Raw genomic sequence first — 25,236 nt, 5'->3', positions numbered from 1 at the left:
GTGCGGCAAACACTCTTTTACATACCCGAACAATTGGGACCGCTGGATGTGTTCGGGGTGGGCTGGCTATTGATCATCTGGTTGTTTGTGGGTGGGCTGCTCGTGCTGCGAGCTATCCGACGCGCGGATGGAAAATCAGAAGCAATCGGATTGTTGCCGATGATCGGCTTGGTTGCACTGGCGATCGTATTTCTGATCCCCCGTATTGAACAAGATGTCCCAGTTGGTTTTGCAACCTTTCCCCCCGTGTCTGCCGCGCGAGGACTGCCCATTCGTGGTTATGGAGTTATGTTGCTGCTTGCCGTCGTGTCTGCGGTAACCCTCGGCGTCTATCGAAGCCAAAAAGCCGGTTTGCATCCCGACCTGATTTTTGGCTTGGGATTCGCAGTGATTCTCGCAGGGATCATTGGAGCTCGACTATTTTTCATCATCCAGTATTGGGATTTGATGAAAGGCGAGACGCTGATTGAGACGCTGGGTAACATGCTGAGCGTCGTCAATGGAGGCCTGGTCGTGTACGGATCTTTGATCGGTGCAGCAATCGGATTTCTCTACTTCACCTACAAGCATAAGTTGCATCCGCTTGCACTGGCCGATTTAATTGCGCCGAGTCTCGCGCTCGGTTTAGCCATTGGACGTTTAGGATGTCTGTTGAACGGATGTTGTTTCGGCGGTCCCTGTCAGCATGACGTGGCGTGGTCAGTTACCTTTCCTGCTAGCAGCCCGCCGTATGTTTATCAGCAGTCGCTTGGATATCTGCACGGTATCCGAATTCGAGAAGATCAGAATGAACGTGTCCTTGTTGGCGAATTGGATTTGGAGTCACCGGTCGCCAATGTGGATCTGGCCGTGGGTGAGCAAATTGTCGCGGTCAACGGTTATTCGATCCAGAATTTGCCCCATGCACAGGCACTGCTGGAGCGAAGTGGACCACGACTTGAACTGCAAATGGCTGATGGTCGGCAGGTGAGTTGGACGATCGATCGAATGCCAGAACGCAGTTTGCCGGTTCATCCAACGCAGCTTTACAGTTCGTTGAATGCCTTTCTGATCTTTCTCCTGACGTTAGCCTACTTCCCATTTCGAAATCGACATGGTCAGGTTATCGCATTGTTGTTGAGTCTGTATGCCGTGACTCGCTTTCTGTTGGAATGGGTGCGTACCGATGAAAACACCTTTATGGCTCAAATGACAATCTCGCAAAATGTGAGTGTCGCGATCACGATTGGTACGATTGTCCTCTGGGCTTTTGTACTGCGGCAGCCGCGATTTACATCGGCACGTATGGCGGATTGAGTCTGCTAAACATGGCTGAACCGATCCCCGTTAAAAGCGGCCCGCTGCCGAAATTTGAAAAAAAAACAACTTTCAGGCAAGATACCGGTTGGGGAGCAGCACCAAATCCGCGCGTGGCTGCTGACCGAGTGGCCAGAATCGCATCGCCAAATTGGCTCCGCGAGAGAATGGGTCAGGACTGAAATGCGAGCGAATCGCGACCAAATTCGATCGGCTCGTTGTGACCGGTAACTTACGCCCTCGTAGTGACTTGGGTGATCGGGTCTGTTAGAAAATGTCAGCGGTTCCACCTTCGTCGTGGGATTTGTTTTTCGGTAGGGAACTTTTGATCGCCTCTTGGCGTCTCAGTTTTCGGAGCAAATGTGAAAGAAGATGCGCTGTTAATTGACGAGACGCTTGCTGGCAACAACGCAGCCTTTGGCCAGTTGATCCAGAAGTACCAGGATCGGTTGTTTAACACTCTGGTACATGTGATCGGCTGTCACGAGGAGGCGGAAGATGTCGCGCAGGAAACGTTTGTTCAAGCTTTTTTGAAGCTCAACACGTTTCAACGCCGGGCGAGTGTTTACACGTGGATGTATCGGATCGCGTTCAATCTTTGGATCAGCCGGCTTCGCCGCAAACGCCCTGAACTATCGGTTGAGCAGTCGCGTGAAACGGCCGGCGCCGAACCTGCCGACGATTCCGAGGAACCACTAGAACGGCTGGAACGTGAAGAACGAGCTCGCCAAATTCATCTGGCCATCAGCGAACTGAGCGACGAACATCGTTCAATACTCGTTTTACGGGAAATGGAAGGTTGTTGTTACGAAACCATTTCAGAGATCTTGGATTTACCGGTGGGTACAGTACGTAGTCGACTGCACCGGGCTAGAATTCACTTGAAGCAGCGTTTGAAGACGGTTTTGTCGGAAAAGACCGAAACCTAGACTGGAAGTGCTGTCGTGCTATCCCGAGGAGAGTGTTAATCGAATCGCACGACAAGCCTGGAGCTCATGTCAAAACAAAGTCCACAATTCGCCGACGAGATGATCAGCGCTTACTTGGATGGGGAGCTCTCCGTCGAAGAACGCCAAAGCGTTGAAGAGGTGATGGCGCGAGAGCCTCGGTATCGTCAGATGCTTGAGGAGCTAACAACGCTGCGCGACAAGTTGGAAACGTTGCCCAACTATCGACTCGATCATCAATTTCATAAACGAGTTTTGGATCGGGCGCAGAATCAGGTGAACGACGCGCACGCAAATCCGATAACCCCACAAGCCCCAGCCTCCCACCCACCACCGGGTGTTGTGCGACGCTTCTTTTGGGCGGGAATGGCGATTGCTGCCGCTCTGGTGATCATGGTCGTGTTTCGTGATCAAGGAGTTGGAACCGATGTGGCTTTTAATCAAGCTGATTCGGCCCGATCACAACCCAACGCTCAATCGCCGGATCTCGAGTTTCCTCAGGCGAAGTCGTTGGCAACCGACTCGTTCGCAACGGATGAGGCGATGGACAAGTCTCTCCCTGAAGCGAAAATGGCTGCTCCACCACTCGGAGGTGGGCTGACGGCTGAGTCTAACCGGTCTTCAACGACCACGCGTGCGGACCAATTGCCTGCGGATACCATCTTTGGTGCGGCAGCCAAATTGGAAGCTGATCCGGTTGTTTCATCGGCACGTTTCGCCTCTGCGATTCCCTTTGATGCTGTTGTCTTTGTCACGAAATCCAACAAGCCATCCGGAAGTCCGTCGCACAATCAGCAACGCTTGGGAATCCAAGCCCCGACGGGATTACGTCCCGATGAGGTTGATCTGTTTGCAGCAGAAGGATCACCGGAACAACTTGCGAATAGCCTCGCACAGCTCAAACCTATTTCGCAGCTGCACGAATCGGCACTGCGGGATCAGCCGGCAGCGGATCGAAAGACGAAGTCGAATAGCAGGGCTGGTTTGGAAGATCGATCGATCGATGTGGCGAGCATCTCTCGTTTCGATGCTAACTCGCCAGAATATGCCCAATTGTCTGCGTTGCTTTTCAAAAATCACATTGAAGAAGCCAGTGCGGAAGAAGCCAGTGCGGAAGAGGAAGGAAAGGTTGCCACCGCGTTGCAACCGGGAGCCCCAATCGAATCGTCGACGGTGGTTCCAGCAAAAGACCCGCAACACGATGACAGTGGGTCTCTTTTGCAGGATGGACCGGCGATTGTTTTCTTCACCCGTCCAGAGCGCCGTGGAAATCTGCATTTCGGTGGGTTGCCCGAGCAACGGGTACGGGAGGCTCCCCATGCCGACGCTGATGAGCAGTCGGGGGGTGAAGCTGAGGGATTTGAGTCGATGACGGAAAAACTGCGACGATTAAAGCCGTCGTTGCCCAACCGTGATTTGCGAGTTTTATTCGTCGTGCCGAAGAACGAATTGCCATCGCAATAACTCGAGCCACTCAAGTTGCAGCCTGCCGCTGCCTTAGAGTAAGCGAACTGAGCAGACCGATCACCAGCAACCAGCCAGTGGTAGGTTCTGGCACGGCCGCCAAATCTGCTCGCTCTCCTTTTTGGTAACCACCGTCGGCCAACGCGACAACCAAGTCGGAACTCGTAAAGTCACCATCGCCATTCCAATCGCCATCTTCCCAGCCCGAGTTCAGCTCGATTTGATCTTCATATTCACCTTGCGCGAAGATGGTCACGAAATCAGCTGAGTTAAATTCCTGGTCGAGATTGGCGTCACCGTACCAGGTTTGCCGCAAGTCACGCACCCATACGTCCCGGTCTAACCCATTCACGATGCCGTCCTGATTGAGATCGTATGGGGCTTCGAATTCACCCTCGCGGACTGCTCTGTTCAAAGCATCGATGTCCTGAACATCGACCATTCCATCACCGTTTACATCACCGGTGGGTTCGGAAGCAGCAAGAATTGCATTCAACTGCAGGTCGAACCGAAGATCCGAACTCCGCAACGAAGACTGATGCACCTCGACCGCCAGTGTATTCGGGCCGGCGAGCAACGAATCGACGGAGAGCGTTTGTGAAACCGGTTCGGTTTCCTGGGTGCCACCCACCGATCTGGTGGCCAGGGAATCGAATGTCGCGTCCGCATCCAGGTTGGTTCTCAGCACCTCGACACCATTCAGATACACGGCCGCACCATCATCCCGGAATAAATCGAGTCTTAGCGATTGATAGAGGGTTGGATCTGCGACTTCAAAATCATGGCGAAAATAGGTCGTGGGATGTTTTTGGCTCGAAACGCCACCAAAACTGACCTCGGTAGCCGGGTCGTCACCATAACCCAATTCGGCGGGTCCTTCGGCCCATTGGTCATCATTGAAATTCGTTGTTCGCCAAGCGGCAGCTTGATCAGAACCATCGTCCAGGTATTTCCAAATTGAGCCACGTTCAACAATTGCGATTTGCTCGCTTGTACCTTCGAAGCGGAACACATCTCCATTGAGACTTACCACATAAAGATTGCCCGCTGCATCTTCGGCAAAGGAGGAGATCGATTCGATCAAGCCCGTGTCGGTGGTGATCTGGTCCGTTCGATTTTGGAAGTTCGATACGGCTTGATTTTCATATTTCAGAGACCAAATCTGATTACTTACAAAGTCTGCAAAGAAGTAGTGTCCCTGTAAATCTTCAATTGGACCTCGATAGACGTAGCCGCCGGTCACAGAGAAGCCGCCATCGGTCGAATTGACATGGTTGTATTCGTGAATGGGCTCAATCGCATCCGGCGGAGCGGGACCCCCAACGCCACCGGTCGTGGCAACCGTTCCCTCGCGCAACCGCCAGCCATAATTCTCAGCTCCCACACTATCGGCGGGCTGTACATTAATCTCTTCTTTGCGATTTTGACCCACGTCGGCGATGTAGAGTTCGCCGGTCATGCGATCGAACCCATTGCGCCAAGGATTTCGCAAACCATAGGCCCAAATTTCGTCGTCACCCGCTTGGTTACGAAACGGGTTGGTGGGTGGGATTGCGTAGTTGCGATCGGTATCGTCAGGGTAAGCGTCTGACGAGATGTCCAGCCGAAGCATTTTGCCGAGCAAGTTGTTCGTGATGTCCTGTCCGTTACCCACCGCTGAGGTGTGTCCAGAACCCGTATCGTTTGCCGCGCCTCCATCCCCGGAAGCAACATACAAGTAGTTGTCTGGGCCAAAACCAATCCAACCCCCATTGTGGTTGGATTGAGGTTGGTTGTACTGGAGAATCGGCAGCGCAGACTCTTGATCGACGACATTCGGGTTTTCAGAAACCGTATATCGTTCAATGTGCGTCGTCCCTCGAGAGTCGGTGTAATTGACGAATAGCTGTCCGTTGTTGGCGTAGTTGGGATCGAATGCCAGCCCTAGCAAACCTTGCTCATTCCCCCGCGAGGGGCGTCCGATGTCAAGGAACGGTTCGGCCAGCATTTCGCCGCTGGCTAAATCCAAGATGCGGATCTCGCCTGTGTGTTGCTCCGCAATGAACAAGCGTTCGAAGTCTTCAACCGGAGCGGTGGCAAAGATCGGTCGCGACAGGTCCGTTGCGACCCGAGAGGCACTGATTACCTTTTCGCCCCCAAATAGTGATCCGGAAGCAACCAACGCGAAAACGGATAAGGTCGAGAGAAAAAAAGAGTTGCTCATTTTGGTTTACCTGGCGATGACAAACGTTGCTTGCAATGAATGATCTATTCTTAATGTTTCAGTTGGCACGTTTTTTACAAGTGAAATAATCTCATTCTGTTTTCGTGTCATAATTCTTTACACCATTTTCAGAGGGTCGTAGCGCCATTGCGATCCCGCTTAGAAAGTGAAAAAAAGACGGATTGCGTTCGATTGAAGGCGATTAGGATCTTCTGGTCTTGGAGGCGAAGTTGAGAGATGTTGCAATTTCGCGTGTCGAAACTGTTCGGAGCGATGACCCAAATTCACGGTACGGCTCTCGCGGGCGACGAGGGCATACGGCGGGTTTTTCATCCGCCGTGCGGAATTTCGAAGCGGCGATCGCCGGTTATTAATCGGGCCTGAAAACAGACAGTGTCGATGAGATGCTGGATGACGTGCGAGATTTTTTTATGCTCGTGTAATGCCGCCTGAAATTGGCGACTAAGTGCCAACGAGTTCACGCGATTCGGGCTTCAAGAAAATGAAGCTTTTGCCTAGTTTGCCTCCGTAGTTTCCGGCTGAAATTCTCAACAAACCAGGCGTTTCGACGGCCGCTTCGATTGCCGCTTGAGTTGCTCGCTCAAGACTCTCAAGAGACTGCCCGTTGATGATGATTTCCATGACGGATTCGACTCCGGCGGGTAATTCGCAGGCAGCTTGTGGGTTGTCTCTCAGTTGAGGGCAGTATTTTTCATAGGTGCTTGCGATGGAGAACGAATAGCGACTGCCTGCTTTGGATCCACTGCCGGCGATACCCCCCGGAAAGGTTGTGATGACTCCAGGCACTTCATTGACGGCTGCGACTCCACGTTCGGCGGCGTCGAGGGCCGCATCTTGACTGCTGCCAAAAAACCATAGATTTCCACCCATCAGTCCGTCACGATAACCGAGACGTCGATCGAGGATAAACTCACCACCGAGTGTTGGGATCCACCACATTTTTCGCTCGTGACGTTCGATGCGTTGCTGAAAACCGTCACCGAAGTAGGCAACTTTACGGCCCATCTGGAAAAATTGGTCAGTATCGATGCGGTTGAAACAGGCGGCCGTGGGTGCCGTCAGCACATTTTGGCTGATTCGTGTCAGGGCAGACTTCTCTAGCGCCGGGACGCGATCTTTGCGGAAACGGGGCATATGCAGCTGCACAATCGCACCGGGTCGCCCGTCGGGTGTGGATTCAGGATGGTTTGTTCCAGGCCCAATCAAGCGATCCACGCCGGCTTCGCAATCGCACATGATGGTGCTGGAGGCGTTTCCGACGGCCGCGTTAGCCGCATGTTGGACCCATTTCAGATCGCGGGCGGTGATCAAGAATTCGACGTATAAGCTCCGAAAGGCCTCTGCATAGGTATCTTCGACAATTGCTGCCATTGGTGACGCGGTCCTTCATGTGATTGAGACTACCAGATCCAAGCGAGCCGATTGGATTTTATCATGTTGAACCTGAATTCGGCCAGCGGGTTGATGCGGGCGCTTGTCACCGACTGGATCGATCGCGACAATGCGGTTTCGAGGACCCACCGATTCTGACCCTTTGTTTTCTTTCGATGTGCCAAGGGCGCCAGCCTATTTATGTCCAGCCATTCGTTACCAGCTGCCGATCGTCGCATTACGGTTCCTCAATTTCGGGGTATGAAAGGATCAGGTCACAAGATCAGTATGCTGACCGCCTACGATTACCCATTTGCAGCGATGTTGGATGAATGTGGCGTTGAGGGAATTTTGGTTGGCGACAGTCTTTCGATGGTTGTGCAGGGAAATGACAGTACCCTGCCGGTGACACTCGAGGAGATGATTTATCATGCTGAAATGGTCGGACGTGCCGTCAAGCGAGCGTTGATCGTGGTCGACATGCCGTTTCCCAGTTACCATTTGGGCGTCTATAAGGCGATCGATAGTGCGGGCAGTATTCTTAAGCGGACTCGATGCCAGGCGGTAAAACTTGAGGGGGGTGTGGATCAGGCTGAGGTGATTGCCGGACTTGTCGCCGCGGGTATTCCGGTCATGGCTCATGTTGGATTACGTCCGCAGAGTGTGCATCAAATCGGTTCCTATCGGGTTCAACGAGACACGGACGAGTTATTGGCGGATGCCAAGGCAGCCGAACAAGCGGGTGCGTTCGCCATGGTGTTGGAATGCATTACGGCTGAAATTGCCGCCAAGATTACGGCGGAGATACAGATTCCCACAATCGGTATTGGCTCGGGGGCAGAGTGTGACGGGCAAATCCTGGTGACTCATGACTTGTTGGGAATCACCGGTGGGCGTGTGCCCAAGCACGTCAAGGCTTACGGGCGCTTGAGAGAATCGATCCAGTCGGCCGTACGAGAGTATCAGCAAGATGTCCGCAAGGGTCAGTTTCCTGGGCTTGAACAAACGTTTCGATAGGAAGCTCGATCCTACTCGGATCGCAGGGCTGAGGTTTACCAGGAGATATCATGCCAAATCGTTTGGTAAACGAGTCCAGTCCCTACTTGCTCCAGCATGCCAATAACCCGGTTGATTGGTACCCTTGGTGCGACGAGGTATTACGTCGAGCCCGCGTCGAACAAAAGCCAATTTTCTTGTCGATTGGTTACTCGGCCTGCCACTGGTGCCACGTGATGGAGCATGAAAGTTTCGAGAATCAGCAGCTTGCTGCCGAACTTAATCAACATTTCCTCTGTGTCAAAGTCGACCGAGAGGAACGTCCGGATCTAGATCAGATCTATATGCACGCCGTGATGATTATGAACGGTGGGCGGGGCGGATGGCCCATGAGTGTGTTTCTCACTCCTGACCTCCAACCGTTCTACGGGGGTACGTACTGGCCGCCCAGTCGGAAAATGGGCATGCCGGGCTTTGATGAGGTCTTGCGAGGCGTATGGGAAGCGTGGAACGAACGTCGGGACGATGCGATTGCACACGCGCAGCAACTGACAGAGCGTATTGCGGGGATGGGAGCGTCCGGCGTTCGTGAGGCCAACCAAATTGCCTTGAACGATAAGCTGTTGGTTGGTGCAGCGCGTCAATTACAACGGTTGTTCGATGCGGAATATGGCGGCTTTGGTGCGGCTCCGAAATTTCCTCATGCAATGGATTTGCAATTGTTGTTGAGGGTCTCGCACCGCAAGGACGATGATGCGGCTTCTGCGATGGTGAAACGTAGCCTGGATCGGATGGCAGCCGGTGGTATCTATGACCATCTTGGAGGAGGTTTCGCTCGTTATTCCGTCGATCAACGCTGGCTTGTGCCCCATTTCGAAAAAATGCTGTACGACAATGCGTTGCTCGCTGGATCCTACCTCGACAGCTTCCTTGCCACTGGAGATGAGGGGCATGCAAGAGTGGTTCGAGAAACACTCGATTATCTCTTGCGTGAGATGACCGATGCCGAGGGTGGTTTCTACAGCACCGAAGACGCCGACAGCGAAGGCGTGGAGGGTAAATACTACGTTTGGTCAAAGGATCAGATTGAAGAGATACTTGGTGCGGAAATTGGATCGAGATTTTGTACGGTATACGACGTTTCTGCGGCCGGTAACTTCGAAGGCCAGAACATTTTAAACCTGCCCAAAACGATAAGCCAGGTAGCGGCGGATCACGACTGGGAATTGAGCGAGCTTTCTGAACAATTGGCAGCAGCGCGAAACACGCTTCGGAAGGTGCGAGAACAAAGGGTGCGTCCGGGTCGTGACGACAAGGTGATCGTCAGTTGGAACGGTTTGGCGATCGATGTGTTTGCCCGAGCTGCGCGCACGTTGGCAGAGCCCCGATACCTAAAGGCGGCCGAAGCAGCCGCACAGTTTATGCACCAGCAATTGCGAGAATCCAATGGAAGACTGTTGCATTGCTGGCGCTCGGGCGAGGCAAAGTTAATGGCCTACCTCGATGATTATGTGACCTTGGCCAATGGATTGATCTCGCTTTATGAGGCCGGTTTTCAAGAGCATTGGGTTGACTGGGCGGTGGAATTGGCGGAACGGGTGTTGAAGCACTTCTCGGATTCCGCGGGTGGCCCGCTCTTTTACACCGCTGATGATCACGAGACGCTGATCGCGCGTACCAAGGATCTGCAAGATGGTTCGGTTCCCAGTGGCAATTCGATGGCGGCTTATTTGTTCTTGCGATTGGGGAAGTTGACCGGGCGGGGCGATTTCTTGCAGACGGCTGAATCCATCCTACTTGCTGGCAGGCAAATGATGCACGATTCACCTCCAGCCGTCGGTCAATTGTTGCTTGCTCTCGATCTGTATTTGGGACCATTTCATGAGCTGGTGGTGATCGGTGATCCACAACAATCTACTGTCGCCTCGGCTTTGCGAGATCTGTCCGGCCGTTTCTTGCCTCGGAGCGTGCTGGCTTGTCGACCGGTAGCTTCTACGAAGATGGGAACAGCTGCCCTGGATCCTATCTTTGCCGGCAAGGAATCGTTCTCGCCGCCCACGGTCTTTCTCTGTCAAGACTTTGCCTGTCGACCTCCCATCGAAGGTGAACAGCCGATTAAATCACTCTGGAACGCGCTGAGCGAAGAAACGGACGGATCGCAGGGCCCAATCGGTCGCGACAAAGGATTTGCCGACAACGTTTAGCGGATAGCTTGGCGGTAACAGTCGTCGAACAAAAGCTGCCACTCCAGCTTGGCGACTTCACGGCAAATCTTTTCGGTTGATGAATGGCTGTCGATGCAGTTTTGGCAGATGTCCACGAAAGCGAATGGATCCCACTCGCTTTCCGAAAAGAGCGACGGTTCACCGGCTGTTTGAGCCAGTTCGGCCGCTGCGGGTGCGAGCGCGTCGAACAGGGGGTGTTGCCCGACCCGTCGAAACCAATATTTCGCGTTGGAAAAGTCCGGTTCTCGGCGATGCATGAGTCCATGCCAATAGCTGCCGCTTGAACTGGAAATCTGTTGGCTGATTTGGTGGGATTCCTCCAGGAAATCGTGCCACAACCAAACTCCTGAGAGACAGCAGGCGGCAGCCGCCGGATCGGAAATTGGGTGGTTGCCAAACAAATCCTCTTTCTGCAATCCTGCCAATTCAACTCGCACACGAGGCTGGGGCGAGCCGGGGCCGAGTGGGTTGATCTGATCGGTCAGCAAACTTTGAACCGTTTTGCCGTATGAGTCCGGTTGAAATACAAATGACATGTTCGAATTCCGTGGTTTTATGGCTTCGCTTTTTGCCGCAGCAAGGGATTGTAGAAGCTAAGATTAGGTAATCCGATTCGTCCCGGAAAGAGTCAATCCGATAGATACCATGTTTCTCCGCCGTTTTGTACAATACGAGCTTCTGCCGCCGGGCGATTCGGGCGGTGGTCGGCAGGCAAATGCTTTTCAACCCGGATCGACGCCGGTCATTTGACTCTCGCCAATCGGAAAGACACCCTTCGTGACCCACTTGACTCCAAAGCTAATTTCATGACCGAAGATCAAAAATCTGCTGCTGAATCAGCGTCGAATGAAACGACTAATCAGGCTTCGACCGATGAAGGTGAACCGAAACCGGTTTCGATCAAAATCGGCTCGCAGCGCGAAGCGGGACCCACGACGAAGTCAGTCGAGAGTCCGCTAACCAAGCCAGTTGCTCCTCCACAGCCGCCTGCCGAGGTTCCGAAGGCGGATGCCGATGGAAACGTTTCAGAAGAGACGCAAAACCGTTCAGGCGATGCAGCCGCTGCCAGCGATTCAACCACTTTCCAAGATGATGTTGATACGGAACGAAATGCGCGTTCGACGCGAGCTCGTCGACTCTCTACCGAACTCGTTGACGAAATCAACGATGCCCTGGGCGGTCTATCGCTTGATCAATTAATGGGCGAGTCCTCGTCGGATAGCTCGAACACTCAGCAACTTGAACTCGATCAACGTTGTCGGGGCACAGTGATCAAAATCGATCGAGATTCGGCTTTCTTCAATTTGGGTGTGCAAAACGAAGGAATTGTCTCGCTGAGACAATTTGGTGACCAGCGGCCAGAAATTGGGATGCAGATGGACGTGGTTCCGACCAAATTTCTGCGCGAAGAGAGTCTCTATGAATTAGTTGTACCCGGTGCTTCCGTGGCAGTTCAGGACTGGTCCGATCTGGCCGAGGGTGTTGTGGTTGAGGCCAGGATTACTGGACACAACAAGGGCGGCCTCGAATGTGAAGTCAATCGAATCCGAGGCTTTATCCCGATTAGCCAAATTTCACTGTATCGCGTCGAAGATCTCGAGCCCTACGTTGGACAGTCGCTGCAATGTGTTGTCAATGAAGCGAATCCCGATCGGAGGAACCTGGTGCTGAGCCATCGGGCTATTCTAGAACGCGAAAAAGAAGAAGCTCGTGAGCAGTTGCTGGAAGCTTTGGAAGTAGGGCAGATTCGGGAAGGCGTGGTACGGAGGATCCAAGACTTTGGCGCCTTCGTGGACATCGGTGGCGTCGATGGTCTTGTGCATATCAGTCAACTCAGTTGGGATCGGATTAATCATCCCAGTGAGGTGGTGGAGGAGGGGCAAAACATCCGTGTGCGGGTTGAAAAGATAGATCCCGCCACCGGTAAAATCGGTCTCTCTTACCGGGAGCTGTTGGAACATCCCTGGCAAGACGTCGATGAAAAGTATCCGGTGGGCGCGATTGTTGACGGTACGGTCTCGAAAATCATGCAATTCGGCGCGTTTGTTCGCATCGCCTCGGGCATCGAAGGTCTCGTTCACATTTCCGAGTTGGCCCATCATCGTGTCCAACGCGTCAGTTCAGTTGTCCAAGAGGGCAATCCAGTACAAGTCAAAGTTCTCTCCGTTGATCCGGAGGCTCAGAAAATAAGTTTGTCGATCAAGGCCGTCACCGGGGCTGCTGCCGAAGTGGCTTCCGCTGAAGATGGGGCCGATTCGGATGAAGTTGAAGCGACCCCGGTCAAACGAAGAATCTGTGACGAGCAGCTAAAAGGTGGTCTGAAACGCGACTCGGGTGGCGAACAATTCGGATTGAAATGGTAGTCGTCATCGGTCCCTTACGTCGATCTGGGGCGCTCCGTACTACCCAGCCGGCATAACTGATGCGAAGCGGTCTTGGGCCAGGAGAGTCAAACAACCACTCCCTGGATGCCGATACTTTTGACATTCGGTGATCGTGCCGCCTACGAAGCGGCGTGGTTTGTCTCTTCTTTTCCTCGCAAAGATCCGGTGGCTGCTATGTGGCGAGCTTTCTTTTTGGCCATCGGAATTACGCTCGGTATTCTTGGCGTGGAGTGCTTGATCTTTGATGGTGCGATGGTTGCCACCCCGGCGGCTATTGATGATGCGCGCTCGTTGTCGGCCGGTATCCCGGCTGGAGGCAAGATGATCAAACCACCTGAATGGGCTCCCTGGAGCCTTTTGTCCGGTGGTACCATTGTGAGTCTCTACGCACTCACCCTGAAAAGCTCGGCATGATCTCGCCCGGGGCCCGGCTCTTTTGGCAGCGGGCCACTGCTTTCTCAGCTGCAAATTGGGAAGCTTTCTGTGACAAAATAGGCTCACCGGTTCCGATCTGGTTTGGCTCCCCATCGGATTCGCCGTTGCCCACCGCCAAATAGCGGGTATCCTGTTTATAACGGTCTGCCCGCGAGTTGGGATGACAAGTTTAGAAATGTCGGTCTAGTTTTCGTGATCGATCAACTTGCTCTGCCTTCGCAGCCGATCTAATATACGAAGATTGCCCAGTGTCATGGCTCATTTGTCACGCCTTGGGTCGTATTTATAATCGCCTCGGACTATCCCGTCGAACTAGGTAGGAGTTTGGGAGGTTGTCGAACAAGCCTAAAATCCTGTACATCGGCGATCTGTCTTCTGCGGAAGATGAAGTCGTCCGTCAACTTCAAGGCTGTTATCAGGTTGATGTGATCGACAACCCGGTTCGCGCACGGTCAACGTTGGAAGACGGAGTCGTGGGCATTTACATTTCGTCGCAGAATGCGGCCAAAGGTCTTGAGCTGGCACGGCTGCTCAATAATGAGCGGATCTTGGAGGGCATGCCAGATGGTGTGGCTCTGCTCTGTAGTGACAATTCGATTCGCTGGGCAAACGACTGCCTGAAGCAGTGGATTGATCGCGAAGACCTCATCGGGGAAGACTTCTATCGGGTATTCGGAAACCCCGAGATTTTGGGGCCTGACTTTTGCCCCTTCCACACGGCCTTGGCGACGGAGGAAGCGAGCAGTTCAACGCTGCGCTGTGTCGACAATCGCTACTATCATGTGCACTGTGTGCCTTTCCAGGACGGCAGCGATTCGCCGGACAATTTGATCGTCACCATTCGTGACGTAACGTTCGAGACGTTGCAGCAGCAAAAGATGGCGGCAATTCACAAGGCTGGAATTGCCCTCGCCGATCTAACGGCAGAGGAAGTTTTCCAGATGCAAGTGGAGGATAGGATCGACTTGTTGAAGTCGAACATCATCCACTACACGAAGGATTTGCTCAGCTTTGACGTGGTCGAGATTCGTTTATTAGCGCAAGAAACGGGCGAGTTAGTTCCTATTCTTTCGGCCGGTATTGATTCCGCAGCGGCGAAGCGAAAACTGTACGCACGCCCCACAGCGCAGGGTGTAACGGGATTTGTGGCGGCCACTGGAAAGAGTTATCTGTGCGAAGACACGGCAGAAGATCCACTCTACATCGAAGGGTGTGTTGGTGCGAAGAGTTCTCTGACGGTGCCCTTGATTCAGCACGATGAAATCATTGGAACCTTTAACGTCGAAAGTCCAGAGCCACGTGCGTTTACTGAAAACGATCTTCAGTTCCTCGAGATTTTTTCACGTGACGTGGCAAACGCGCTGAACACGCTGGAATTGTTGGTAGCACAACAGGCGAATACCGCCCAAGCAAGCGTTGAGGCGATTCACCGTGAAGTTGCTTTGCCCGTCGATGAAATCTTGAATGACGCTGTGAATGTCATGGAGACCTATATTGGCCATGACTCGACGGTGGTAGATCGATTGCAGCGAATCCTGAAAAACGCGCGTGACATCAAGCAATTGATCCACAAGGTTGGACAGGAAATGGCTCCAGCTGAGGCGGTTCCCGCTTGTGCTCAGATTGAATCGCGGCCCGGATTGCAGCTCCGCCGTGTTCTCGTGGTCGATGACGACGGTACGGTTCGTAGCGCGGCTCACAACCTCTTGGATCGTTTTGGATGTGTGGTGGAAACGGCACACAACGGCGAAGAGGCCATCAGTATGTTTCGAAACGTCGGTACGGACATAGGTTACGACGTTGTTATCTCCGATATCAAGCTGGCCGATATGAGCGGCTACGATTTGTTGATTAAATTGAAGGAGCAGGTCGAAAGTGTACCGATGATCTTGATGACCGGCTTTGGTTACGATCCGGGACACACCATCGTCAAGGCGAGGCAGTTGGGGCTGCCAGCGAATGCAATTCTATACAAGCCCTTCCGGCTTGATCAGTTGCTCGAAACGGTGGAGGCGATGATCGCCACCCGAAAGGTGCCGCAGGCGTAATCGCGATTCGCCTTGCTTGTTTTCCTTGAACCATATGGTCTGCCAACTGTTATGGATTATTTGCTGGCGTTCTTAGCATTGATTGGCCATTGTGCCATCAGTATCTTTCTGATCAACCGAGCCCATGCAACCTCTTTGCCTTATTGGTTGATCAAGGTGATTGATGGATGCTGGTATTTCGCTGTGGGTGGAGCCCCACTGCTCGTTGCCATCTATTTGTGGGCGGGTTTCCCTGGGTGGATGGAGCGGCACCTGATTATTCAGTATGCCATCTTTAGTTATGTTGCCGTTTGTTGGTTCAGTGCTCTTGCTGTGGTTCCCGTCTGGTTGCGTTATTCTACCGATTCTGGAACCACTCATCGGTTGGTTTCGAATCACACGCAGCACATCGACGTGATTCGTCGTTGTGGTCGTCGTCCGGTCGGATCGATATCGACAAATCTGCTTTCCAAGATTCCAACCAATCAAGTATTCAATCTGTCAGTAACGGAAAAAGTTTTAGAGCTTCCCAGGCTTGATCCACAGTTGGATGGATTGACGATCGCCCATTTGTCAGACCTTCATTTTACCGGGCGGATCACGCGAGAGTTCTTTGAGATTGTTGTCGAACAGGCGAACCAAATGGATGCGGATCTGGTGGCCATTACGGGCGACATTATTGATAATCCCTTATGCCGCCCTTGGCTTGATGAAATTCTCGGGCAACTGAGTGGCCGACATGGGGTCTTTTTTATCTTGGGAAATCACGATCTGAGAATTCATGATGAGCCAGGGTTACGTGCCCAATTGACTCGATTGGGCTTTCATGACCTGGGAGGGCGTTGGCAGCCGGTAACCATCAATCGAAAACCGATCGTACTCGCCGGCAATGAGCTGCCTTGGTTTGTCCCCGCCGCCGATATGCAAAGCTGCCCCGTCAATCCGCGGCAAGGCCGACCTTTTCGAATTGCTCTGTCCCACAGCCCCGATCAGATTAACTGGTGTCAGAACTATGACTTCGATTTGATGTTGGCAGGCCACACGCACGGTGGCCAGATCCGCTTGCCGGTGGTCGGTCCAATCTTCGCGCCGAGCCGTTACGGCGTGAAGTACTCCGCCGGGACGTTCTTTGAAGATCCGACGTTGATGCACGTCAGTCGGGGCTTGTCAGGAACTCGGCCCTTGCGCTTCAATTGTACGCCGGAGATTACCAAGTTGATCTTGCGCTCATGACCTTGCTGGGATGAACGGCGTGGCCACTCTCTAGAAGCAGTACTCTGCACGCGCTACGATCCCGTCAAAAGTGAGCGTGTTACTCAAGCTATGGAAGTCATTCTGCTGAACTGCTTGAATGAAATCGTCCGTCTTGATCGTGTTGAACCAAGCACTGAAGACGTAACCTGCGGATAGCTTGAAACGACCACATTTGCTCGACCAGCCACCGCCGACTTCAAGATCAAGGATGGGGACGATTCTCCCGGCCTCCCAGCTTGTGCTGACCACCGTGGGATCGAAGGTCTGGCCTTGGAAATAATTCGTCTGAAAACGTCCCGCCAAAAAACTAGCGGCGGTGCGACCGTACAAGTGGATGCAATGATTACAAGCTCGCCGCTCGGTCTCCAAGCCTAATCGTAACCCGGCACCATCAAAATCAACCTGCGAATCAACCGTTTCCGTGCCGTTGTCAAAGAACGTGGAATGAAAGTTCTGTTCTAAACGAGCGTATCGAACGCCCGCGAAATAGTTGACTGCAAATACATCACCCCCAACAAACAGATGGCGCAGGCTCAGGTCCAACGTTTGTAAATCGATTCCGAGAGTAGCTTCCGCACTGAGGAAGTCCGCGGCCGCACTCGTACTCGAAGGGTGCGATACCAGGGATCTCAGCACATTCGGCGCTGAGGTGCTAACTTGATTTGCCGTCGAACTATCCAACGACAGATATTCGAGCGAAATACTCGTCAGTGCATTGAGTGCTAAATCAAAACCCACGGTATAGCCCACTTCGTAATCCGGGTCGAGCAACGCGACGGCGCCAGTCTGGATTGGATTGGCGAGGATTGAGCCAATCGGTCCATCGATGGGTACGGCAAATGGTACGTCGGCGTTTCGTGGTCGCATGTAAAGAGCCGCGGCCCAAACCGTGGTGGAATGCTCCCAAGTTGACCCGCAACAAAGAGGCTCACATCCAACGTCGCAATCTTTGCAGCCATGGATCAGCGAGGACACTGAATACGTAGCCGGCGCTTGTATCGGAGTCTCCAGTGGGTTGTCGGTTTCGTTGTGGTCTTGATCAATCTTATCAGGCTTATTCGGCAAGCGGGAAGGCAACGGTTGTTCAATCGTCGCCTTCGAAATGGGCTGTTGTTTTGCTAAACGTACTTCGTCTCCTGGCGATCGGGTTGCATCGTGTGCCGCCTTCGAGGGAGCGCTGGCATCGGTTGCAGATATGGCTGATGGCAATGCTGCGGGTGCCAGCTGCCGTTCTTCAGGCGTTGGCTCGGCAGGCGTTGGCTCGGCAGGCGTTGGCTCAGCAGGCGTTGGCTCAGCAGGCGTTGGCTCGGCAGGCGTTGGCTCAGCAGGCGTTGGCTCGGCAGGCGTTGGCTCAGCAGGCGTTGGCTCAGCAGGCGTTGGCTCGGCAAGCGTTGGCTCGGCAGCAGTAATCACAGGCGGACTCAGTTCCAAAGGCGTGGGTGCCGATGGTTGGACAGCAGTCTCGGGGCTAGACTCGATCGAAGCTGGCAGTGGAGGCATTGCCAGAAGAGGCCGTTTGGGCTGGGTCGCATTCCACGCCATCCCTTCTGCTTTCGGTGCTCGATCGATTCTCACTGGCTCGGCAGGTAATCTGCCGTTTGGAACGGGGATGGGTGCGGCAGGCGTGGACGCAATGGGCGTGGGCGCAGCCGGTGCGGGAATGAGATTTGGGCGAATTGGGGTCGCTCCCTCCTTCCCGAATTGCACGAAATATCCACCGTTGGAAGTGCGAGTGGTCGTGGTCGTTTGGCCGTAAGCGGTGCTCAACAGGCTGATACAAACAATCGCCGCAAGGCCCAGGTGGGTTTCACGCATTGGTCTGTTCCCCTAACTGTTAATCTGTGTTCAACTCCATCGGCCTGATGTAATCCAAAAATAAGGAAAAATCAGCGTAACCCGCAGTGATTCAGTAATACGCCTATTTTCGCAGTCAGTCGCTAGCAATCAGCGGCTCTCATCGAGTTCCTCGCCCAAGTGGGACTTGAATCGAACCGGGCCGGGCGATTACGGTGGTCGCTCGTAGCGGGCACATTTGGAATTCGATCCAGTTGCGAATGGGTTTGCTGGCCGGATTCTGATCTTCCGTGGTACGGTTGTTTTGCGCGGTTTCATCGAACTGAGGTTGTTTCATGGCACGCTTGAGTCTTGCGTTTCGATTATTTTTTGCTGGTCTGTTCGGCAAGCTTGACGTCGCTGACGGTCAGCGATTGTTGGCCGGCTCGTCCGATCCTGTAGCCGAGCCGGCAACTCTGTCCGAGTCGGTACCTAAGCCGGCGCCAGCGGCGTTGCGAAGTGAGGCGTTGACTCTGCTCGCAACGCTTCAGCGAGAGGCTCGTTTCGTCGATTTAGTGCTAGAGCCTTTGGGCGAATTCACCGATGAACAAATTGGTGCGGCTGCTCGTGGTGTGCTTTCGGAATGTGCAACAACCTTGAATCGCATGTTTCAATTGCAGCCCTTGGTGGACGCAGAACAGAATGTGGAAATCGAGACACCGGCCGAATTTGATGTGGCTTGTTATCGGTTGAGCGGAAATGTGACGGGTGATCCACCCTTTCGGGGGCGATTGGTTCACCATGGCTGGTTGGCGAATCGATGTGAGCTACCGAAATGGTCGGGCGGAGATGAGGCGTCTAAAGTTGTTGCGCCGGCTGAGCTTGAACTGTAGTGTCGCATGACTTTCGTCATTCTGATCTAAACGTAGTTGGAGGCGTGTGATTATCAATGACTGCTGCCTACGTGATTGGTGTCGATCTAGGAACAACAAACAGCGTCGTCGCTTACGCATCGCTGCAAGGTGCTGAGCATCCGTCGATTGAACAGCTGGAGATTCCTCAGTTAACGGCACCCGGTACGGTTGAGACCAAGTCAGCCTTGCCGTCATTCATCTATCTGCCGCCGGACCATGAGTTAGGTAGCTCGTTTGATTTGCCGTGGCAATCGGACAGCGGAATGGTTGTGGGTCAGATGGCGCGTGACCAATCGGCTGCGGTTCCGGATCGTTCGATCGGAGCGGCGAAGAGTTGGTTAACGCACTCCCGCGTTGATCGTCACGATGCGATTTTGCCTTGGAACGCACCGCAGGAAATCAACAAGACATCGCCCGTTATTGCGTCACAACGTTATTTAGAGCACTTGATTCACGCCTGGAATGGCGCCTTTCCGGATGCTCCGTTTGATCAGCAGCAGGTGGTCCTCACTGTGCCTGCGTCCTTTGATGCGAGTGCGAGGGAACTGACGCGAGAAGCGGCGATGTTTGCTGGGGTTCCTGCTGATTTTGTGTTGTTGGAAGAACCGCAAGCTGCCGTCTACGCCTGGTTAGCGGAGGAGGGTGAGAATTGGCGGCAGCGATTGCAGCCCGATGATCAGTTGCTCGTCGTCGACATCGGAGGTGGGACGACTGATTTAAGTTTGATTGGCGTAGCCGACCAGAGCGGGGAATTAGCTCTGCAACGTGTGGCTGTCGGCAACCATCTGTTGGTTGGCGGTGACAACATGGATTTGGCGATTGCTCATCATGCGGCCGAGCAGTTCAAGGAAAAGGGTGTTACGCTTGATGCGTGGCAGTCGGTTTCCCTCTGGCATGCTTGTCGAGCCGCCAAAGAGAAACTGCTGTCGGCAGATGGGCCTGCCACGCACCCGATCGCAGTGCTTGGCCGTGGGAGCAAACTAATTGGTGGTACGGTTTCGATCGATCTTCAGCGTGAGGCGGTGGTCCATTTGCTCACGGAAGGGTTTTTCCCACCGTGTCGAATTGATGAACATCCTGCTCGAGAAAGGCAGAGTGGATTCGTGCAGCTTGGCCTGCCTTTTGAGGCCGACACGCGGATTACGCGTCACATCGCACAGTTTCTGACAGCTCATGGACAGAACGATTCAGCGGTCCAGCCCACCCACGTATTGTTCAATGGGGGCGTGTTTCGTACGGATTACTTACGGGATCGTTTTTTGCATGTCATGGATGAGTGGTTTACGAGTCAGAACATTCGGCAACTGAATCGTGAGCCGGATTTGGACTCCGCTGTGGCCCGCGGGGCTGCCTACTACGGGTGGGCCAAGCAACAGGGCGGCGTACGGATTCGAGGTGGGACAGCTCGTTCCTATTACATCGGTATCGAGACTTCGGGGCTGGCCATTCCAGGGGCACCTCGTCCTCTGAAGGCGTTGTGCGTTGTGCCCTTTGGTATGGAGGAAGGCTCACAGCTGGACGTGCCGTCGGAAGAAATTGGTTTGGTGTTGGGCGAATCGGTGCAATTTCGATTCTTTAGTTCATCAACGCGAAAACAGGATCAGCCGGGCGAGGTGCTGGATCGTTGGTCGGAAAACGAATTGCAGGAAACGGATTCTTTGGAGACCGAACTCTCGGCGACCACGAGTGGTGAAGACGATTACGTGCCGGTGCGATTTCAATCGCGCGTCACCGAGTTGGGTGTTTTTGAATTGTGGTGCGTGAGTAGCCAGAGTGACGATCGTTGGAGACTGGAATTCAGCGTTCGAGAGTAGCCAGCGGGCGAATGAAGGCCGTTTACCGAACGACCTCACGGACGCATTCCGGATCATCGTTGCGAGGGCTGTTCACGATGGTGCTGACGGGGGTGACTGTCAGATCCTCGGGTTCATACGGCTGTAGGATTGCTTCCAGTGATGCTTGGCCTTTAAACTCCGGATCAATCCACATCTCATAGTTATCGGGCGCAACGATGACCGGCATCCGATCATGAATGCTTGCCATGGCGTCATTCGCTTGAGTGGTGATGATCGTAAAGCTTTCGACGGCGTCCTCTTTGCCCGTGTGCCAGGACTCCCACAAACCTGCCATGGCAAATGGAGTCTGGTCGGTCTTGCGAATGTAAAATGGTTGTTTTGTTTTTCCCGCTTTCTTCCATTCGAAATAACCATCCGTTGGCACGAGGCATCGTCTTTTTTTGAACGCGTTTCGAAATGACGGCTTGCTTGCCAGCGTCTCGGCACGCGCATTAATCATTCGGCTCCCGATTCCGACCTCCTTTGCCCAAAAGGGAACCAAGCCCCAACGCAAGGCAACAAGTTGACGTGGCGATTGGGCGGTAGCTACGCGCACAACCGGTGTCGACTGTGTCGGTGCAATGTTGTATCGCGGCGCCAGTTCCGGCCCAGCTTCGAGCGCGAATTGTTGGAGCAGCAGGTTTAATCGGGAGTGCAAACTAAATCGACCACACATGACAATCAGTATCTAATATCTTGGTCGTCGAAACTAGGTGTTCCGTGGCTCTCGGCTGGCTTTGCAGCCCGGGTTTTGATAGGACTGATATTTGTACGACTGAAGATATCAATCGAGCTCCGCCGAATCGTTTTCATGCCATTCGACAACAATTTTCAGCACCAGAAATACAGCTGCGAATCTCCCCTCGCGCCTTATCGCGTTGTGAAGCCGGAAAACGCGTTTGATATTCATTCGCTCCATTCCAGGCAGATCATGAGCAATTTCGCCGATCGGTTGCGTGACCGCTCCATTCGGTCAGTCTATCTGGTTCATGGAACCTTTGCCGGTACCGACGTGCTAGGAGTGATCCGAGAACTTGAGCGATGGGTTCCATCGATGGGGAAGATCTTACGAGAACATCAGAAGAAGTTTGTCGACATGTTTGCCGGCGAGGCGGGTAACTTTTCCCAAGCGTATGCTGAGCGATTTTCTGAGATGATCAATGCCAACGGCCAGATCGAGTTGCCGGTAAGATTGTTTCATTGGACAGGTGAGAATCTGCATTTGGCCCGGGCCAATGCAGCCGTTCGATTGCTCGAAGAAATGTTGAGCGATACTGAGAGCGAGCCGGCGAGGTATTTGCTTTGGGGGCACAGCCATGCCGGTAACGTGTTTGCCTTACTGACAAACTTACTGGGTGGTGATCGAGCTTGCTTGCGGCGATTTTTTGCGGTGGGACGTTCCTTGCTCAAAAGATCCGCTTCGGGTGTCCTGGATTATCCTGTTTGGAAACGCGTCCGCCGACAAGTCTTGGCTGATCCCAGTTGCCTGAATCGAATCGAGTTGGATATTGTTACATTTGGTACGCCGATCCGATACGGTTGGGAAACACGCGGTTATCAGTCACTGATGAATGTGATTCATCATCGATCGATGGAGGGTGTTCCTGAATACCTGGCCCTTTTTCCAACCACACTGACGGATGTGATTCAGGCACGTAATGGTGATTACATTCAACAACTTGGTGTTGCTGGGACAAATCTCACACCCTATTTGCCAGCTTGGCGCAGTTGGATGGCCGAGCGGCGATTTCGATCGCTCCTTGAGCAAGGTATTCGACGTCGAGACACACTCGATCGTCTTCGCATCGGACAACGCGTTCCCGCTGAGGGTACCACGATCTTGGTCGAATATCCGAACGATCCTAATCGGTTAAGTGAGCAATTGTTTGGGCATGCGGTTTACACCCGATCCGATTGGCTCGCCTTCCATGCTCAACAGCTCGACGTCTTTTGGAGTACGTCTTCGAGCCAAGCCGATCTCGATGAGTAAGGCAAATGGCCCCGTGGCGCCCCTCGACGGTTCCAAGCCGGGGAGTCACGATCGCATCTGCTTCCGTCATCCAGTCATCGCGTGACGGCTTCCTGCGGATGGCGTTCAGAGACGGCCGTTTGATAACCGATGCAGATGGAAAAAACCGTTGATTTCAAAGCATCAAAGGGGCAAAAAAAACCCCCCCTGAATTAAATTCAAGGAGGCTTTTTTCAGTGATTAAAAAACTTGGCTTCAGCTGTTGCGACGACGTGCAACACCCATCAAACCAAAGAGGCTGATGAGAGCCAATGCGATGCTGGAGGGCTCAGGTACCACAACGGCGGCATTCGGACCGCCAGGCTTTTCGCCCGCTTCGTAACCCGCATTGCTGAAGGCAGTGACCAAGTCACCCGAATCAAATTTCTGGTCACCGTTCCAGTCACCTTGCACCCATGACGCTTCTTGGCCTGTCTCGTACTTTGCTGCTGAAAAGACCGTGACCAAGTCACCACTGTCAAATTGGCCATTGAGGTCAGCATCACCCATCCAGGTGTTTTTTAGGTCATTTACCCAGATGATTCGATCTGCCGTATTGACCACGCCGTCTTCATTTAGGTCGTATGCTAAATCCTGCTCTGCAATACCAACCGCTGCATTCAGATCGAGGTCTCCGGCGTCGCGGAGGCCGTTGCCGTTGTAGTCGCCGGGAACGGTTTCTTCAGCGCCAACCGAAATGTAGATGTTGTCGATGTGATGGTTCGAATTCGCGCCACCTGTTCGACCGCCGAAGAACAATTGACCAGGGCCACGATCGTAATCAATGATCTCATTGAAGACTTCTCGTCCCTTGTATTCAATCAGCAAGTTGTTCTCTGGGGACAACTCAATCAAGAACGGTGCCCATGCTAGATCTTCAGGATCGGTAGCGTCAGGACCTGTTTGGAGCGAATCCAAGTCTTCGACTTCACCGTTTAAGAATGGGAACGGTGTTTGAGCAATCACTTCGTCATCAATGCGAATGCTGATTCCGACGCAGTCGTATAATTCCGGATCACCACAGTCTTCGTCGGTTGCATCGGGATCGGCTGCACCGCTTTGCCATTCGTCGAACCCAATTGCAAGGCCCGTCATGGAACCTTCCTCAGGCAGGTTACCTTCGCCCGCTTGACTGGCAGCGTATCCGTTGCCTGTACCTAAGAGCTCATCATCCGGACGAACCAGATTGAAGCTGAACCCGTCAGCGGGTCTCTCGGTGCCGCCACCGACGCGGAGGTCTGCCTGGATCTTGACCGCTCCGTCATAAGAGCCACCTTCTAAAACATCCGGAAACTCAATCGCCCCCTTTTGCCCGTTGCTGGCGTCAGTGACTGACAGGTAGCCGCTGTCATCTACACCACCTTCTTCGCGAAGCTCGGACGTTCCATAGAATTCGATCTCGTCAAGCCATTCGTTGCCAATATCATCGAAGTCAATGATGATTTCTGTGCCGGCTTGCACACTCGCTTGGCCAAAACCAAACACAAGTGCCAAGAAAGCAGGAGTCAATACGGAAAAGGTTTGCTTCTTCATTTAGCTGCATCTCCCTTCAAAAGTTGCATTCATCGAAGTGTTACGAACAAAAAAAACGTCGTCCTTTAGGCCGCCAATGAAGGCGACCGAAAGAACGACGTTCTAGAGTACTGGAGAAGATTCATGATGCAGCAAGTACGTGGTTGTGGTTGAATTAGCGATCCACCAAAAATAGTCTGTCGGTTGCGTAGTTTGCGTAAACTGGATTGAGCGTATCAGAGCCAGACGCGATTGCAAGGATTGAATTCACAATTTTTCACTTTTATGCACTCTCCATCTCGGCAACTGGCGGGTACCCCCCTAAGTAGGTCAACTGAGTCGAATCAAACAAGCCGACTGTGATTGCAACTTTCTAGGTCGAGTGGTGTTTGTTCCACATCACATCGTGCGAGGTAGCACGACTGCAGATCGTCGCTTGACGAACTGTTTGCAGAGCGACCTGAGGCAAGAAAGAGAAAGGCAGTTGTTTTGCGATCAGAATTGTTAACCAAGTCGAGCGGATCGAGCTTAGGAATCGCAAGCATCCATCGGCGTTTTTTCGCGAATAAAT

General features: G+C 53.2%; 18 protein-coding genes. 12 read left to right on the top strand and 6 right to left on the bottom strand.

Annotated elements, in window-relative coordinates:
* From P8N76_03445 to P8N76_03435, 3 genes are all read left to right on the top strand, one after another.
* A complete protein-coding gene (locus P8N76_03445) occupies positions 1-1,296 on the top strand; it encodes a prolipoprotein diacylglyceryl transferase (GenBank protein ID MDG2380704.1) in 1,296 nt (431 codons plus the stop codon).
* Between the two features lie 362 nt (positions 1,297-1,658).
* The gene (locus P8N76_03440) at positions 1,659-2,225 is read left to right on the top strand and encodes a sigma-70 family RNA polymerase sigma factor (GenBank protein MDG2380703.1); all 567 of its coding nucleotides are present in this window, start codon (positions 1,659-1,661) and stop codon (positions 2,223-2,225) included.
* Between the two features lie 66 nt (positions 2,226-2,291).
* On the top strand, positions 2,292-3,707 hold the full coding sequence (locus P8N76_03435) for a zf-HC2 domain-containing protein (protein MDG2380702.1): 1,416 nt from the start codon (positions 2,292-2,294) through the stop codon (positions 3,705-3,707).
* A 10-nt stretch (positions 3,708-3,717) separates the two neighbouring features.
* Here the strand turns inward: P8N76_03435 and P8N76_03430 are convergent, their stop codons facing one another.
* Together P8N76_03430 and fhcD are read right to left on the bottom strand one after the other, a co-directional pair.
* Entirely contained in the window at positions 3,718-5,910 is a 2,193-nt protein-coding gene (locus tag P8N76_03430) for a PQQ-dependent sugar dehydrogenase (GenBank protein MDG2380701.1), read from the bottom strand.
* A 462-nt stretch (positions 5,911-6,372) separates the two neighbouring features.
* Entirely contained in the window at positions 6,373-7,302 is a 930-nt protein-coding gene (gene fhcD, locus P8N76_03425) for a formylmethanofuran--tetrahydromethanopterin N-formyltransferase (protein ID MDG2380700.1), read from the bottom strand.
* Positions 7,303-7,503: 201 nt separating this feature from the next.
* On the opposite strand from fhcD, the gene panB reads away from it, so the two are divergent.
* Positions 7,504-8,319: a 3-methyl-2-oxobutanoate hydroxymethyltransferase gene (gene panB, locus P8N76_03420; GenBank protein MDG2380699.1), complete on the top strand. Its 816-nt coding sequence runs from the start codon at positions 7,504-7,506 to the stop codon at positions 8,317-8,319.
* 50 nt (positions 8,320-8,369) lie between these two features.
* Positions 8,370-10,502, top strand: a complete 2,133-nt coding sequence (locus P8N76_03415; GenBank protein MDG2380698.1) for a thioredoxin domain-containing protein — start codon at positions 8,370-8,372, stop codon at positions 10,500-10,502.
* Here the strand turns inward: P8N76_03415 and P8N76_03410 are convergent.
* Positions 10,499-11,059 (bottom strand): hypothetical protein, encoded by a 561-nt coding sequence (locus tag P8N76_03410; protein MDG2380697.1) that lies wholly within the window; start codon positions 11,057-11,059, stop codon positions 10,499-10,501. The genes P8N76_03415 and P8N76_03410 overlap by 4 nt on opposite strands.
* A gap of 270 nt (positions 11,060-11,329) precedes the next feature.
* Here P8N76_03410 and P8N76_03405 point away from each other — a divergent pair, with 270 nt between their 5' ends.
* The 4 genes from P8N76_03405 to P8N76_03390 all read left to right on the top strand — a co-directional run bounded on the left by P8N76_03405 (position 11,330) and on the right by P8N76_03390 (position 16,602).
* A complete protein-coding gene (locus P8N76_03405) occupies positions 11,330-12,886 on the top strand; it encodes a S1 RNA-binding domain-containing protein (GenBank protein ID MDG2380696.1) in 1,557 nt (518 codons plus the stop codon).
* 105 nt (positions 12,887-12,991) lie between these two features.
* Entirely contained in the window at positions 12,992-13,321 is a 330-nt protein-coding gene (locus tag P8N76_03400) for a hypothetical protein (GenBank protein MDG2380695.1), read from the top strand.
* Positions 13,322-13,674: 353 nt separating this feature from the next.
* Positions 13,675-15,390 carry a response regulator gene (locus P8N76_03395; GenBank protein MDG2380694.1) on the top strand — a complete coding sequence of 572 codons (1,716 nt, stop codon included), beginning with the start codon at positions 13,675-13,677 and terminating at the stop codon, positions 15,388-15,390.
* A 51-nt stretch (positions 15,391-15,441) separates the two neighbouring features.
* On the top strand, positions 15,442-16,602 hold the full coding sequence (locus P8N76_03390) for a metallophosphoesterase (protein MDG2380693.1): 1,161 nt from the start codon (positions 15,442-15,444) through the stop codon (positions 16,600-16,602).
* 30 nt (positions 16,603-16,632) lie between these two features.
* Here P8N76_03390 and P8N76_03385 read toward each other — a convergent pair whose 3' ends face one another.
* On the bottom strand, positions 16,633-18,438 hold the full coding sequence (locus tag P8N76_03385; GenBank protein ID MDG2380692.1) for an Lpg1974 family pore-forming outer membrane protein: 1,806 nt from the start codon (positions 18,436-18,438) through the stop codon (positions 16,633-16,635).
* A 314-nt stretch (positions 18,439-18,752) separates the two neighbouring features.
* On the opposite strand from P8N76_03385, the gene P8N76_03380 reads away from it, so the two are divergent.
* Together P8N76_03380 and P8N76_03375 are read left to right on the top strand one after the other, a co-directional pair.
* On the top strand, positions 18,753-19,289 hold the full coding sequence (locus tag P8N76_03380) for a DUF2760 domain-containing protein (protein ID MDG2380691.1): 537 nt from the start codon (positions 18,753-18,755) through the stop codon (positions 19,287-19,289).
* 56 nt (positions 19,290-19,345) lie between these two features.
* Positions 19,346-21,124 carry an Hsp70 family protein gene (locus tag P8N76_03375; GenBank protein MDG2380690.1) on the top strand — a complete coding sequence of 593 codons (1,779 nt, stop codon included), beginning with the start codon at positions 19,346-19,348 and terminating at the stop codon, positions 21,122-21,124.
* A 22-nt stretch (positions 21,125-21,146) separates the two neighbouring features.
* On the opposite strand, the gene P8N76_03370 is transcribed toward P8N76_03375, so the two are convergent.
* Positions 21,147-21,821, bottom strand: coding sequence for an SOS response-associated peptidase (locus P8N76_03370; protein MDG2380689.1), 675 nt, complete (start codon positions 21,819-21,821; stop codon positions 21,147-21,149).
* 135 nt (positions 21,822-21,956) lie between these two features.
* Here P8N76_03370 and P8N76_03365 point away from each other — a divergent pair, with 135 nt between their 5' ends.
* Entirely contained in the window at positions 21,957-23,135 is a 1,179-nt protein-coding gene (locus P8N76_03365; GenBank protein MDG2380688.1) for a hypothetical protein, read from the top strand.
* Positions 23,136-23,369: 234 nt separating this feature from the next.
* Here the strand turns inward: P8N76_03365 and P8N76_03360 are convergent, their stop codons facing one another.
* Complete coding sequence (locus tag P8N76_03360; protein ID MDG2380687.1) at positions 23,370-24,686, bottom strand: PEP-CTERM sorting domain-containing protein; 1,317 nt, start codon at positions 24,684-24,686, stop codon at positions 23,370-23,372.
* Positions 24,687-25,236 lie beyond the last annotated feature (550 nt).

It is taken from the genome of Pirellulaceae bacterium, assembly GCA_029243025.1.
Taxonomy (GTDB): domain Bacteria; phylum Planctomycetota; class Planctomycetia; order Pirellulales; family Pirellulaceae.
This window is presented reverse-complemented; position numbering and strand designations above follow the sequence as displayed.

What these genes read in the sequence shown, in the direction of transcription:
- P8N76_03435 (MDG2380702.1), top strand. Translation starts at nt 2,292, where the DNA reads ATGTCAAAACAAAGTCCACAATTCGCCGACGAGATGATCAGCGCTTAC.
- P8N76_03430 (MDG2380701.1), bottom strand. Translation starts at nt 5,910, where the DNA reads ATGAGCAACTCTTTTTTTCTCTCGACCTTATCCGTTTTCGCGTTGGTT.
- fhcD (MDG2380700.1), bottom strand. Translation starts at nt 7,302, where the DNA reads ATGGCAGCAATTGTCGAAGATACCTATGCAGAGGCCTTTCGGAGCTTA.
- panB (MDG2380699.1), top strand. Translation starts at nt 7,504, where the DNA reads ATGTCCAGCCATTCGTTACCAGCTGCCGATCGTCGCATTACGGTTCCT.
- P8N76_03415 (MDG2380698.1), top strand. Translation starts at nt 8,370, where the DNA reads ATGCCAAATCGTTTGGTAAACGAGTCCAGTCCCTACTTGCTCCAGCAT.
- P8N76_03410 (MDG2380697.1), bottom strand. Translation starts at nt 11,059, where the DNA reads ATGTCATTTGTATTTCAACCGGACTCATACGGCAAAACGGTTCAAAGT.
- P8N76_03405 (MDG2380696.1), top strand. Translation starts at nt 11,330, where the DNA reads ATGACCGAAGATCAAAAATCTGCTGCTGAATCAGCGTCGAATGAAACG.
- P8N76_03400 (MDG2380695.1), top strand. Translation starts at nt 12,992, where the DNA reads ATGCCGATACTTTTGACATTCGGTGATCGTGCCGCCTACGAAGCGGCG.
- P8N76_03390 (MDG2380693.1), top strand. Translation starts at nt 15,442, where the DNA reads ATGGATTATTTGCTGGCGTTCTTAGCATTGATTGGCCATTGTGCCATC.
- P8N76_03385 (MDG2380692.1), bottom strand. Translation starts at nt 18,438, where the DNA reads ATGCGTGAAACCCACCTGGGCCTTGCGGCGATTGTTTGTATCAGCCTG.
- P8N76_03380 (MDG2380691.1), top strand. Translation starts at nt 18,753, where the DNA reads ATGGCACGCTTGAGTCTTGCGTTTCGATTATTTTTTGCTGGTCTGTTC.
- P8N76_03375 (MDG2380690.1), top strand. Translation starts at nt 19,346, where the DNA reads ATGACTGCTGCCTACGTGATTGGTGTCGATCTAGGAACAACAAACAGC.
- P8N76_03370 (MDG2380689.1), bottom strand. Translation starts at nt 21,821, where the DNA reads ATGTGTGGTCGATTTAGTTTGCACTCCCGATTAAACCTGCTGCTCCAA.
- P8N76_03365 (MDG2380688.1), top strand. Translation starts at nt 21,957, where the DNA reads ATGCCATTCGACAACAATTTTCAGCACCAGAAATACAGCTGCGAATCT.
- P8N76_03360 (MDG2380687.1), bottom strand. Translation starts at nt 24,686, where the DNA reads ATGAAGAAGCAAACCTTTTCCGTATTGACTCCTGCTTTCTTGGCACTT.